At 41.8% G+C, this 12546-nt stretch carries 10 protein-coding genes and 2 pseudogenes; 6 read left to right on the forward strand and 6 right to left on the reverse strand.

The window, feature by feature from the left end:
• Window positions 1-341 (reverse strand): annotated as a pseudogene (locus ABW391_RS09310) (penicillin-binding protein 1C); the annotation flags it as partial.
• Between the two features lie 163 nt (window positions 342-504).
• Between ABW391_RS09310 and rbp (ABW391_RS09315) the strand changes: the two are divergent.
• A complete protein-coding gene (gene rbp, locus ABW391_RS09315) occupies window positions 505-909 on the forward strand; it encodes an RNA-binding regulator (RefSeq protein WP_353481581.1) in 405 nt (134 codons plus the stop codon).
• Between the two features lie 110 nt (window positions 910-1019).
• Here the strand turns inward: rbp (ABW391_RS09315) and ABW391_RS09320 are convergent, their stop codons facing one another.
• Window positions 1020-1241 carry a hypothetical protein gene (locus tag ABW391_RS09320; protein WP_353481582.1) on the reverse strand — a complete coding sequence of 74 codons (222 nt, stop codon included), beginning with the start codon at window positions 1239-1241 and terminating at the stop codon, window positions 1020-1022.
• Between the two features lie 339 nt (window positions 1242-1580).
• Here ABW391_RS09320 and rbp (ABW391_RS09325) point away from each other — a divergent pair, with 339 nt between their 5' ends.
• Both rbp (ABW391_RS09325) and ABW391_RS09330 read left to right on the forward strand, forming a co-directional pair.
• Window positions 1581-2162 carry an RNA-binding regulator gene (gene rbp, locus ABW391_RS09325; protein WP_353481583.1) on the forward strand — a complete coding sequence of 194 codons (582 nt, stop codon included), beginning with the start codon at window positions 1581-1583 and terminating at the stop codon, window positions 2160-2162.
• A gap of 247 nt (window positions 2163-2409) precedes the next feature.
• On the forward strand, window positions 2410-3243 hold the full coding sequence (locus ABW391_RS09330) for a glucosaminidase domain-containing protein (protein WP_353481584.1): 834 nt from the start codon (window positions 2410-2412) through the stop codon (window positions 3241-3243).
• An 84-nt stretch (window positions 3244-3327) separates the two neighbouring features.
• Here ABW391_RS09330 and ABW391_RS09335 read toward each other — a convergent pair whose 3' ends face one another.
• The 3 genes from ABW391_RS09335 to ABW391_RS09345 all read right to left on the reverse strand — a co-directional run bounded on the left by ABW391_RS09335 (window position 3328) and on the right by ABW391_RS09345 (window position 7319).
• Window positions 3328-4674, reverse strand: coding sequence for an MptA/MptB family glycosyltransferase (locus ABW391_RS09335; protein WP_353481585.1), 1347 nt, complete (start codon window positions 4672-4674; stop codon window positions 3328-3330).
• 79 nt (window positions 4675-4753) lie between these two features.
• Window positions 4754-6367 (reverse strand): cellulose synthase family protein, encoded by a 1614-nt coding sequence (locus ABW391_RS09340; protein ID WP_353481586.1) that lies wholly within the window; start codon window positions 6365-6367, stop codon window positions 4754-4756.
• A 250-nt stretch (window positions 6368-6617) separates the two neighbouring features.
• A complete protein-coding gene (locus ABW391_RS09345) occupies window positions 6618-7319 on the reverse strand; it encodes a glycosyltransferase family 2 protein (RefSeq protein ID WP_353481587.1) in 702 nt (233 codons plus the stop codon).
• A 70-nt stretch (window positions 7320-7389) separates the two neighbouring features.
• Between ABW391_RS09345 and ABW391_RS09350 the strand changes: the two genes are divergently transcribed.
• Window positions 7390-8313, forward strand: coding sequence for a hypothetical protein (locus ABW391_RS09350; RefSeq protein WP_353481588.1), 924 nt, complete (start codon window positions 7390-7392; stop codon window positions 8311-8313).
• Between the two features lie 537 nt (window positions 8314-8850).
• Here the strand turns inward: ABW391_RS09350 and ABW391_RS09355 are convergent.
• Window positions 8851-10362 (reverse strand): hypothetical protein, encoded by a 1512-nt coding sequence (locus tag ABW391_RS09355; protein ID WP_353481589.1) that lies wholly within the window; start codon window positions 10360-10362, stop codon window positions 8851-8853.
• A 656-nt stretch (window positions 10363-11018) separates the two neighbouring features.
• On the opposite strand from ABW391_RS09355, the gene ABW391_RS09360 reads away from it, so the two are divergent.
• Entirely contained in the window at window positions 11019-11333 is a 315-nt protein-coding gene (locus tag ABW391_RS09360; RefSeq protein WP_353481590.1) for a hypothetical protein, read from the forward strand.
• A gap of 410 nt (window positions 11334-11743) precedes the next feature.
• A pseudogene (locus tag ABW391_RS09365) lies at window positions 11744-12546 on the forward strand (hypothetical protein); the annotation flags it as partial.

Below are 12546 nucleotides of genomic sequence, written 5' to 3' on the forward strand. Positions count from 1 at the left end.
GGTGCAGGAAACCTCCACTGCCCATCAGCAGCAATTCGGGCAGAAAGGAGCTCTCCAGCTCTATCTTCTACAACTTGACTGATAGGAGCATTAAAAAGTGAGCGTGGCAAACAAAAGAAATATCCCATCAAAAATAGCAATCCCGTACCGAGTGCGATGGCCATGGGTTTGACCTGTTGATAGTTGATAATGAGGGATTTAAAGAGTTGAAAACGCTCTTTCACAGACACGATAGTTGACAAAATAAAACGGGGTAAAATTGGTTTTTGACGATTCATGACCCTGCAAATTAATGGTTTTTTACTTTTTTTTTCCTTACCACTTGAATTATTGGTATACATTACCTTAAATTTGGGTAGAATTTGTTCGCCTTTAAGTTGAGCTGAATGTGTGTGGTTTTTTTTGCTTCATTTTTTTTGCTTCACTTAGTGGCTTTAGAGCATCATTTCTCAATGATTTTTCTATTTTTCATCCATAATTTTTTCATTACTTTATTTTTTCCAAATGAATATTTTTGTTGCAAAACTCAATTTCGGGACATCTAGTGATGGCCTAAGAGAAGCTTTCGAACAGTTTGGGGAAGTAACTTCCGCAAACGTTATCATGGACCGCGACACCGGCAAATCCAAAGGCTTTGGATTCGTTGAAATGCCAAACGACGATGAGGCGCAAGACGCAATTAATGCATTGGATAATAGTGACTATGACGGTAGCACGATAGTAGTTAAGAAAGCCGAACCACGTGAAGGTGGTGGCGGCAATCGTGGTGGCGGCGGCGGCAATCGCGGTGGCGGTGGCTACGGTGGCGGTGGCGGCGGCAATCGCGGTGGTGGTGGCTATGGCGGCGGCGGTGGCGGCAATCGCGGTGGTGGTGGCTACGGCGGCGGCGGTGGCGGCAATCGTTATTGATCGATCATAACTTCCGTTTTTAAGATAAAAAATCGGGCACCTCTTACCAAAGGGGTGCCCGATTTTTTTGCCATAATCGGTTCAAGAACTAAGTTTTAAAAATGTTGAAATTATTTTTGTCTGAAAAATTTAATTTTATCATTAAAGTAAACCTTCGAAATTTCATCCGGTGCAGGAAACTTCCACTGCCCGTCAGCGGCAATTCGCGCAGAAAGTAGCGCTCCAGCTCTATCTTCTACAACTTGACTGATGAAAGCCTTAAAAAGTGGGCGCGGCAAACAAAAAAAATATCCCATCAAGAACAGCAACCCAGTTCCAAGCGAAATGGCCAATGGTTTGACCCGTTGATAGTTGATAATGAGGGATTTAAAGAGTTAAAAACGCTCTTTCACAGACACGATAGTTGACAAAATAAAACGGGGTAAAATTGGTTTTTGACGATTCATGACCCTGCAAATTAATGGTTTTTTACTTTTTTTTTCCTTACCACTTGAATTATTGGTATACATTACCTTAAATTTGGGTAGAATTTGTTCGCCTTTAAGTTGAGCTGAATGTGTGTGGTTTTTTTTGCTTCATTTTTTTTGCTTCACTTAGTGGTTTTAGAGCATCATTTTTCAATTGTTTTTCTATTTTCATCCATAATTTTTTCATTCCTTTATTTTTTTCAAATGAACATTTTTGTTGCAAAACTCAATTTCGGGACATCTAGTGAAGACCTGAGAGAAGCATTCGAAGCTTTTGGGGAAGTTGATTCCGCAAAAGTTATCATGGACCACGACACGGGCAAATCCAGAGGCTTCGGCTTCGTTGAGATGCCAAACGACGATGAGGCGCAAGCCGCAATTGATGCATTGAACGAAACAGACTTTGACGGTAACACGATAGTATGTAAGAAAGCCGAACCACGTGAAGGTGGTGGCGGTGGAAGAGGTGGTTTTGGCGGCGGTGGCGGCGGCAATCGTGGTGGCGGTGGCTACGGCGGTGGCGGCGGCGGTAACCGTGGTGGCGGTGGCTACGGCGGTGGCGGCGGCGGCGGCGGTTACAGTGGCGGCGGCGGCGGTGGCAACCGTGGTGGCGGCGGCTACGGCGGCGGCGGCGGTGGCAATCGTGGTGGCGGCGGCTACGGCGGTGGTGGCGGCGGCAATCGTGGTGGTTACGGAGGTGGCGGCCGCGATGGCGGTGGTTACCGTGACAAACGCGACGACTTCGGTACCAACGATCGCTACAAAGACAACGACGATCGTTATTAATCGATCAAAACTACAACGAATAAACAAAAAGGGCAGCTCCTGCAAAGGAGTTGCCCTTTTTGTTTTGGGATGAGTTTCAGACAGAAGAATATATTGAATTTATTTTTGTTTAAAATTTTATAAAATTATTTGTTTTATAAAATTTTTGTTTTTATCTTTGTTGGGTCGCCAGGAAGCTCAGAATTGAAAATGTTTCAAATCTTGAGTGAGGGTCAAAAGCACTTGCAAATTTCAAAAACAAATTATCATGGGCGCATCACAACCTAAGTTTTACAACAACAACAATAGTCAAAACCAGTCAAATCGGGCTTCTTCGGGTCTTTTTGCTACACCTGACCGTGATGACAATTATCCAAATCTCATTGATTTGATCCGCCACAGTTGGTTGGGATTGGGAAAACTGTATGTTGCTGCCAAATATTTGGTTCATTCGATCAAATATAATTTGTTTGAAAAACCCAGAGTGCCTTATTTTAAATTGGGGATTCTGGCTGCAGCGATGTTTTTGGTTTTTAAGGAAGATTTACGTTTTACCCTCAACCTTAAAATTCCGACCTGGCTACTTGGGCAATCTTCTCAACAATCCAACCAGGCAGGAATGGCCGAGTTTGGTTTGGCTCAGGCGCATTCAATTTCATTGCCAAGTCCTTCTTTGAACAACAAAACTGCTCGAACACAAAACAGCCCTGAAACACAAGTCGAAGCTTACATCAAAAGATTTCGCAGGGTAGCAGTGTTGGAGATGCAACAATATGGGATTCCTGCCAGCATCAAAATGGCACAGGCCATCCTTGAAAGCCAGGCCGGAGCTCAAAATGAAGCAGTGGTCAACAACAACCATTTTGGAGCTCCACTACGCAATACTCCAGTAGCAACTGCCTGGGAGAGTTGGAGGGCACATAGCCTATACCTGCAAAATGAACATCCGGAACTATTGAAATACGGCAAAAACTACAAGCGTTGGGCCAAGGCACTTGAAAAATCAGGTTATAATCCCATGGACAATTATGCCCAACAATTGATTCAAATCATCGAACACTTTCAGTTGAACAAACTGGATGATCTAGGTTCGGTGCAATAGTCTTGTCTTTCCTATCTTGCTTTCCTTATATCTAAGTGGTTTTCTCATGAATGATGGGCCGCACCAGGAGCGGGCGGCCCTTTTTTATTTTTGGCTTGGTCGAATTAGCTTTTCAAGTACCCTGGGAAATTGTTGATTGATTTCAACCAACATGAAAATAACCAGCAGGATGTATTCAATGGCAATCAGCGCATAGTTTTCTTCAAACAATCCATCGTTGTAGTGGCTATAAGAAAGTACAACCAGGCCAGACCACAGCACTGGAAAACGCAGTGGAGTCAATACGCACAGCGCAAGTGGTAAGGCAATGTACCAGGGATGAATAATCGTAGCTGAAAATAAATAACAACTAAAAGCAAACAGCATCATGAGTGGGAGTTTTTCCCAACTCAAATCTTTTTCAGCTTTTGCCATTCTGTAGATCGCATAAATGGTCAATAACCCTAATGCCGGCCCTAGAATGATGATGAAATTAAAACCTGTCAAGACCTGAAATACCCACCTTAGCAGATAGTATAAGCCAGCATTGAATTCGAATTTTTGAAAATACAAATCCAGGCTTGATCCAAATCCACGTAAAAAATCAAGACTGAGCATCGGCAAAAAGAGGAGCATAAGTACTCCTCCAATCAAGGGGAAATAGAGCAATGACTGTTTTGGCCATCCCCATCTGCGGATAAAAAAGGGCAAAAACATCAAGGGCAATAGTTTGCTGGCAATGGAACCCGCCATGGCTAAAGCGCCCCAAGAGTTGTGGCCTTTAATCAGTAAATAAATAGCCAGTAATACAAAGAATACCATCAATCCTTCTAAATGAACGTTGCCTATCAATTCCAAAATGATGAGTGGATTGAGTGCGTAAACCAAAATATGCTGAGCAGGCAAATTGAACCTCCGGAGCAATAAATAAATCAATCGAAGACTTCCCAGCTCCACAAGCAGTAAAACCGCCTTCATCGAAATGACCGTGGCGTACAAATCATTTGGAAACAAGCTACAGCATACCGTGAACATCCCTTGTGCCACCGGTGGATAGATGGTATGGTAATAGGGCGAATTGAGTTTGAAATACAATCCTTCGCTTAAACCTGATGGAAAAGGGGAGTGGTGAAGGTAATAATTCGGCGTATGTACAAATGGATTGATCCCATTCAACCAAAGTTTCCCGTCCCAAATGTAGCGGTACACATCATCGGAAAGATTGGGCAAAGAAAACAGCAACATTGCCCTCAAACCTATGCCCAGGAATAGATACCACTGCAACCAGCCTGGATGATTGGTCATTTTTAACACCAAAGCATATGCCCCGAAAAATGCGGTATAAGTACCCAATAATGGCCAAAAAATTTCCTGCTGACAATGGTAACCCAGGATATACAGGAGGCCAATCATCATTGCACTCAGCAAAAAATGTAATCCAGTCTTTGCCATGATTCTGAATTGTACAAAAACAAAAAGAGGTGGCGGAATTCCTCCGTCACCTCTTGTCTACTATTTATCAATGAGCAAATTATGCCCGAGAGTGTTTCCAGGAGTAGTAGTACACTGTTCCAAAACCAATGGTCATCATTACATGGTAGATGATGAAAATGGTTTCGCCCCAATAGGCAGACCACAATACTGCAACTCCAAAGTACAAAGCCATGAAGCCTTCCATATAGGTACCCCAAGTCAAGCTTTTCTTCAAGTACTTGTTGTTGGAAAACTTGTCTTTGCCATTGGTAATGTTGAACTTAGGCGTGCGTATAAATGGTGATTTTTTACCTCTCCATCCTTCAATTACCGCAAAGGTATTGTGCAAGGAGAGTCCCATCGACATCGCCAGGAACAAGGGGAAATGGGTAAGGAAACGGAAAACCGCCTTAACCACCGGAACTTGCCGCGCTTTCGATTGTACGTTGGCCACGTAGTACATCAAAGTGATACTCAACATGCCCAACAAGAACACGGTAAAGAAATCTTTGTCAAATCCATGGCGCTTGGCCAAAACGTTCACCAAATACAAAAGTGGAACGCTGGAAGTTGCCATCACGAAAACAAAAATAAAAACAGTACTTGCCAAAAGGTGCAAAGTAGAATTTAACTTCTGGAAAATATTCATGTTCGAATTCCAGACCACAGGCAACATCTTGCGGGCAGTTTCTGCGCCACCTTTCATCCAACGGAATTGTTGGGCTTTCAGGGCGTTCATATCTGCTGGTAATTCAGAAGGAACGGATACGTCTTCCAAAAACTTGATGCGGTATCCCTTCAACTGAGAGCGAATGCTCAAATCCAGGTCTTCAGTCAGTGTATCGGCTTCCCAACCGCCAGCATCTTCGATGGTTTTGCGGCGCCAGAGGCCAGCAGTACCATTGAATTGCAGGAAGTGCTTGCCTTCCATCCGGCCTACTTGTTCAACTGTAAAGTGAACATTCAGCTGAAGAGCCTGCAAACGGGTAATCATGGAATAATCTTCGTTGATGTGCTCCCAGCGGGTTTGCACCACACCAATGGTAGGATCCTCAAAGTGAGGTACAGTCTTCTTAAGGAAATCTGGACGTGGCAAAAAGTCAGCATCAAAAATGGCCATGAATTCGCCTTTAGCAAACTCCATTCCATCTTTCAATGCGCCAGCTTTGTAGCCTTTGCGCTCTTTGCGGCGAATCTGCTCGATGTTGATGCCTTGGGCTTGGTGGTAAGCTACTTTGGCCTTAACCAATTCCTGCGTTTCGTCGGTAGAGTCATCCAGAACGTGAATCTCGAAACGATCACGTGGGTAATCCATCAAAACCATGTTGTCAATCAGGCGCTCTACTACGTATTTTTCGTTGTAAAGTGGCAATTGAATGGTTACAAATGGATAAGTTTTGTCGTACTCTTCAGTACTCATCAGGCTGTAATCAGCGTTTGCTACGCCAAGGTTTTGAGAAGAGGTGATGGTTTTTCCCCCAACAACAGCAGCAGCAACAGCCTCGGCCTGAGCCTTAGCCGCGAATCTTGCTTTGAACTCTTCTTTCTTACGGCGCCAATCAAAGCGCTTGTAGTAATAGAGGAGATTGAATTGTGACAAGCAGTAAGCAGTCACGTAGGTCAGGGACAAGGTGTACACCCCCAAAAAGAAGAAGGCAAGTGCGGACATCATATTGTTTATGTGCGTTTTTCTCGTTTTAACAGGTCGCTAAATACCATGTGGTGAAAAACGATGCAATCTATATCGTTTTTCTTTAGTTTATAACGTTTTATAGGTGCAAAGTAACGTGTTTTTTAAACATATTTTTTTCATTAATAGGTGCAATCGTTTGCAGGCTTTCTTTTCTTTCTTTGAGCTGCGAAGCTTATGGCTTTGAATTGATTTTTTGCCAAATCTAATTTCGTTTTTTTGATGTTAGGGCTCAAATGTATTTGAAGATGGTATAAAGTATTTTGTATCCGGCCAATACCGTTCCTTTAATCGTTCCAGAGATTTTTGATACGCCTATTCTTTTGCGGTACTGCACAGCTACCTCCTTGCAGCGCAGTTTTTGTTTTGCGGCCTTGATTTGCATCTCCACCGTCCAACCGTAGTTTCGATCTTCCATTTTCAACTGCAACAAGCTTGACCAGCGGATGGCCCGAAACGGCCCAAGATCAGTAAAATGATAATTGTACAAATTGCGGATCAAAAATGTAGCCAACCAGTTGCCAAATACTTGTTGAGGCGTAAGTGATCCTTTTTCCGCTTTTCCAGACAACAATCTGGATCCAATCACCAGATCGAAGTCCTCCTCCAGAATTGGGGCAACCACCACGGGCAATTCTGCTGGAAAATCTGAATAATCTCCATCCAAAAAAACCACTATATCCGGCTGTTCTTGAACTGGTTTTTGTTGAATGTATTGTATACCTTTGAGACAAGCATTCCCATAACCTCTATCGGCTTGATGCACAACAGTTGCGCCAGCATTTAGCGCAACATTTGCGGTTTTGTCACTGCTGCCGTTGTTGCATACGATAACTTCCTTTACCCAATCACGCGGAATTTCAGACAATACCCGGCCAATGGATTTTTCTTCATTAAAAACCGGGATGATGACGAAGATGACGGGCTTTTTCACGTAAGTTGATGATTTTGAATTGAAAGGTAAATATAGGCGAGAAGCATTTGATAAAATAGAATAATACAACATGAATAATTTCAAATTAACCAAGCAAATCTCCGAAAAAATTATCCGCAAAGGCTGGCCGCTCCTCGAAGAGGATTTTAACCAGGAAGAACTGCGCACGCTTATGGCAGACAAAGGCGTAGTCATTTCTAGTTCATCCCTGAGCAATATATACCGCACTTACATTAAAGACGACCCGAGTAAGCTCCCGGTTAGAGCCCCAGGAAAAGAATCGGTAATCACTTGTTCAAAAGGTCTGATGTTGGTAATCGAATCACATTTAGGATTGCTTTTTGACGTTCAGTCGTCCCTGTTTCATAAACCTGATGTTGAAAAGTCGCCAGTTGCCAATGATTTCCTCGGCGTTCACTTAAACCACAAATTGCGCTTTCATGAAGATGGTCGGCGCACGATTGCTGATAAGGTCAAATTTATCCAGGATGCCAATCTTGAAGTAATTGAAGTAGGTATTCGATTGAATACTTTCACCAAGTACTTTTACAGCCGCAATGAGCTTGAATTTAAAAAACCGATTGAAAATTTATTGAAAAAAGGGGTTGACTTTAAATGCCTGATGCTGAACCCGACTGCTCAAATTACCAAACTTTATTTTGAAGACAGGGCCAAAGTTGACGCCAGAGAATGGAGGGCTTTTCATGAAATGCCCCAAATTCTGGAAGACCTAAAAAATGTACGCAACGAACTGAATGCACTCGATTTTCCTGGAAAAATGCATTTGTTCCTCTATGAGAATTTCCCCTATCACCATTATTTGGTCGTTGATCCTGATGATAAAGCCGGTAGAATGATGTGCTCGAATTACATCTACGGCGAAAAAAGAGCCAACTGTCCCGTCATTGAGCTTTACCAGTATGGATCAAGTGCCTTGTTTTCCCGCCACCGCAATGCAATCCGAAGCCTCCTCAATCAAGCCATCGAAATCTAGTATTCAAAATCTCCACGTAAATTTTCATAAATTTACGCAAAATATTGAAAATCAATTAATTGGATTGATTAACAACCAATTGAGACTTATCTTTGATGCGCAATCAACCAGATAGGGTCAAGCAATGCCACCCTGTGAAAAGTTGATCGACTTTCCCTAAAGTGTAAAAAAGTAATTTATACACGTAGGTCTGGTGCAATCCAGACCCTGGGAATGCTATGCCTTCGGGTATGTTTCACCGGGACAGATTAGCTGCAGATATCACTGACCGGATCGGCATACGAATACATCTGATTTTTTCACTCAAAAATCGATTGCTATGGTAGCGCTTGATCTGTTAATCCTTTTGTTGCAAGGGGTTGGAGGTGTAGATATCATTCTATAACTCACCTGTTTTCAACAGCGTTGTATCTGCCTGGTACTCAAGTACCGGGCGGATATACTTCCTGCATAATTGCTTTGATTGGATATTGTAACAAAATGTTTTTGGTCCCGAGTTAGGTTTTATAGCACTCGAAATAACAACATATTTGAGTCCTAAACTTTGAAGTTCTCGATTTTTTCAATCAACCATTTTTTACAAACCAGGACATTGTAGCCATTCATTTTGTCCTTGATTTTTTCTCGGTCGAATGTTCCATCAGGATCAATTTTTATCTTGCTTAGAGTCGCCACCATTTTGCTGAAATTCCCAAAGCTTTTTCGGTAGTTGTCACTAAAGCGCTTTTCACTTCGGTCTATCGCTTTCTGAAAGCTATGACAAGCATTAACCAATGCAGCGTATTCACCTGCTTCATAATAACATTGCAGAAGGGTGCAACGGGCAGTCAATTCCATCAAGCGGTTGGTATAAGTGGTGATTTTTGTAAATTGACCGTATCCGTTAGCGTATTCTTTGTTGTAAAAAAATACCCGACCTGATAGAACAATGATTGCTTCATCGCGGAGATTATTGGGCAACAAAGGTTCATATTTGATCAGCAATCGCTTTGCCTCATCAATATCTTTTTGTTCGCAGACAATGTTAATGATGTTCAAAAACACCTCAGGGGTGATTTTGCCATCTTGTAAAAGTGATTCATTGTCAATGCCTTCTTTGTGCAGCTCAAAAGATTCGTCATAGAACTTATGATGTCCGTTGCGGATGGCTTCAGAGGCATAATTGATTAAAGAGCGGGTTAGGTTGCCCCGATCATCCTTGATGAGTTTGTCTCCAAATACCTTTAAAAGCCATTTGAGGATATAATAGCGTTTATCGCTTGGAAAAAGAGCCAACTCGTAGGCATGATGGTAGAGCAATATAAAGGGGTTGGCTGGAGTAGCGTTGCTTCTGATTAGTTCTTTTTCAACATCGGAAAAAAATGCGGATGGCACTCTACCGTGGATTTTTTTCATGACCTCCATTTCGTGGACTATCCGCAATTTGGCAGCGATATTAGCCAAATTTAACTGTTCCAAACTTCTGACCAAACTGGTTTCACCTGCGGAATTTTGGACAGTTCCGCGTGAATAATAGCGCAAGTGTAACAAGCGATGGAGGTGCCAAAAGTGCCAAATGTGCAGTAATTTTTCTTTTTTAGTAGTCTTGCTGTTGGTCTCTGCATTTTCCTGTAAATCAACTTCATCCTTGGATTTACTTTTCGGGGATTCTTTTTGATCCTCAGGAAAATAGGCATCAATGGTTTTGTCTAATTGATCCCTCAATCCAAGCCTGCTGTATTCTGAAGACAGGAGAAACTCTTTTTCCTGTGGATTCCTTTTCAACGCGCTGTCCAAAAGATACTCTTCCAATACCGCGTTGACCTTAAGTCCGATGTTGCTTAGGTTTTTGTCTGGGTTTTTTACTTGCTGCTTACCGTATATTTTTTTGTGGATGGTTTCAAAATCCAGGGTTTCTTCATTGTATTCAGGATGACACTCTTTTAAGTATTTAAACAAGGCATATTCCTTGTTCGTGGTGGAAAGCTTTTTTTTGACAAATGAAGCGATGTCTTTTAGTTCTGACGAATCAACATTTTTTAGTATTTGAACACAATTGCTACTAAACATGGTATAGTGATTGTCAAAAGTGAATTTGATTCGGTATGCCTACAAATATACGCAATCAAAAATGTTGTGATAAATCCTCTACTGAAAAGAAAGCGAAATGCTAAAAAATTGCATTGACCATTTTTTCTTTTCATAATCAGAGGGTTCGAAATACAAAAATCATGAGGAATGCTGAAACGAAAAAGAAATCTCGTTTATAAGAATAAAGCCTTGATTTATAATAAAATAAGAATTGATTTACTTGGATTGCTGAAAAGAAAACAGCTGTAATTTAATGATTTTTTCGCGGAAATGCAGCAGTTTTTGTCCCCACAAAAGCGATAAAATACCTGTAGAATTGTTTCAGCAATGAAGAGTTGCTGACTCAACCCCAGTTGATAAATCTTAAAGGCCTTTTGCCCCATCAAGATAATGAAACATTCGAAAGCTCATTGAAAGATTGTCATTTCTAATTTTAAGGCGGGGAAGGTGAACCATTTCCTAAGAGGGCATATAAATTAAGTTCCTCCTCAAAACCTTTTACAGGTTAAACGAGTGAAATCATGTTATACTACCTACAACTATTGAATCAAATTACTTTTTAAAATTATAACACCTTCCCCGTTCTTTTTCCAGCCCAAAACCTTGAAAATTAATTAATTAATATGCATAAAATTATGGCAACAAGTGAACTGAATCGCAAACAAATCCTGGATAATTTCCAGGAACGATTACTCAATGGTTATGAAGATTACTGTGAAATGCACCAACTGAAGCCAAATTTTGAAGGAATGATTACCTACATCATCGATCAAGATTTGATCAATCCCAGCGTAATCCAGAAGTATACTATTCTGAAAGAATTCCAAACACGACTGAAAGGAGACATTGATCGAGGGCAAAAAACCCAAACCGTAGAAGTATTGGCGGATCGATTCAATCTAAGTACCAGAACCGTTTGGAGTATTTTGAAGAATAATGTCAGAAAATGACCCCAAAACTAAACCCCAGTTAATGTCCTTTGTCATTCGAAATAAAACCCGCACCAACCTTCCCTGAAAAATGAGTTCTATGTTCCTTGTTTTTCCTTGCGCAAGTTTACTTATTCCGCTATATTGCTGAAAAATTTTCTGGCTGAATGGCTTGATTCTTGTTTGCTGTAAAGCTTGATTACAAGATTTTTCAACCTATAAATATCATCACCATGTTAAGTATTGTCCTTCTAGTCACTTTTTACTTTACAGGAACTGGAGTTACAGACATTATCCTGTAATTTCTTCAGGTAGGTTCAACATCTGTCTGTAAGAAATTGCGAACAGACAGATGTTTCGTTTTATATCAATCCCCCCCTCTGCGCCACACAATTTTCCCTATCTTTGCCGTTCAATCAACAAAAAAACGCATGACGCGCACATACTTTTACTTGTTTATTACGCTGTGCCTGGGTATCGCCCTCGGTGCGTGCAACAAAGACGAGACTTTCACAACCGATGCGAGCGCCAAGCTTGCTTTTTCCTCTGATACGCTGCGTTTTGATACGGTATTTACTCAGCTCGGGTCGGCGGTGCGTTACATCAAAATCATCAACAACAACGACCAACCCATTCGGGTGTCGAAAATATTTTTGCTCAACCGCGACAAATCCAAATTCACCCTCAACGTAGATGGCATCCCTGGCCGAGAGTTTCAGGATGTGGAAATTTATGGCAATGACAGCATCTATCTTTTTGCTACCGTGACCATCGATCCAAATGCTCCACTGACGGTAAGTCCATTTATTGTCAATGAAAAAGTAGTTTTTGAAACCAATGGAAATGTACAAGAAATAACGCTTGAAGCCTGGGGGCAAAACGCCAACTATTTCCCCAGTAGATTCAATGGCGGCAAACCAGTGGTCTTATCCTGTCGCAACACCGAGATCAGTTTCAATGATCCCAAACCCTATGTGTTTTACGGCGCAGTCTTTATTGACAGTTGTACCGTAAACATACCCGCCGGAACCCGCATCTATGTGCATGGTGGCGTGGCCAAAAACGACCTTTTTGGCATATTCAACGATGGTATTATTTATGTCTTGCGCAATGGACGATTGCAAATCAAAGGCACCAAAGAAAAGCCCGTGGTGATTCAGGGAGATCGCCTGGAGGAGTCGTTTCAGGACGATGAAGGCCAATGGAACGGCATTTTTATTAGCCGGGGCAGTCG

Source organism: Haliscomenobacter sp. (assembly GCF_040403615.1).
Taxonomy (GTDB): domain Bacteria; phylum Bacteroidota; class Bacteroidia; order Chitinophagales; family Saprospiraceae; genus Haliscomenobacter.

Coding starts and splice junctions, on each gene's coding strand:
- ABW391_RS09340 (WP_353481586.1), bottom strand. CDS start 6,367: ATGATGTCCGCACTTGCCTTCTTCTTTTTGGGGGTGTACACCTTGTCC.
- rbp (WP_353481583.1), top strand. CDS start 1,581: ATGAACATTTTTGTTGCAAAACTCAATTTCGGGACATCTAGTGAAGAC.
- rbp (WP_353481581.1), top strand. CDS start 505: ATGAATATTTTTGTTGCAAAACTCAATTTCGGGACATCTAGTGATGGC.
- ABW391_RS09360 (WP_353481590.1), top strand. CDS start 11,019: ATGGCAACAAGTGAACTGAATCGCAAACAAATCCTGGATAATTTCCAG.
- ABW391_RS09350 (WP_353481588.1), top strand. CDS start 7,390: ATGAATAATTTCAAATTAACCAAGCAAATCTCCGAAAAAATTATCCGC.
- ABW391_RS09355 (WP_353481589.1), bottom strand. CDS start 10,362: ATGTTTAGTAGCAATTGTGTTCAAATACTAAAAAATGTTGATTCGTCA.
- ABW391_RS09335 (WP_353481585.1), bottom strand. CDS start 4,674: ATGGCAAAGACTGGATTACATTTTTTGCTGAGTGCAATGATGATTGGC.
- ABW391_RS09330 (WP_353481584.1), top strand. CDS start 2,410: ATGGGCGCATCACAACCTAAGTTTTACAACAACAACAATAGTCAAAAC.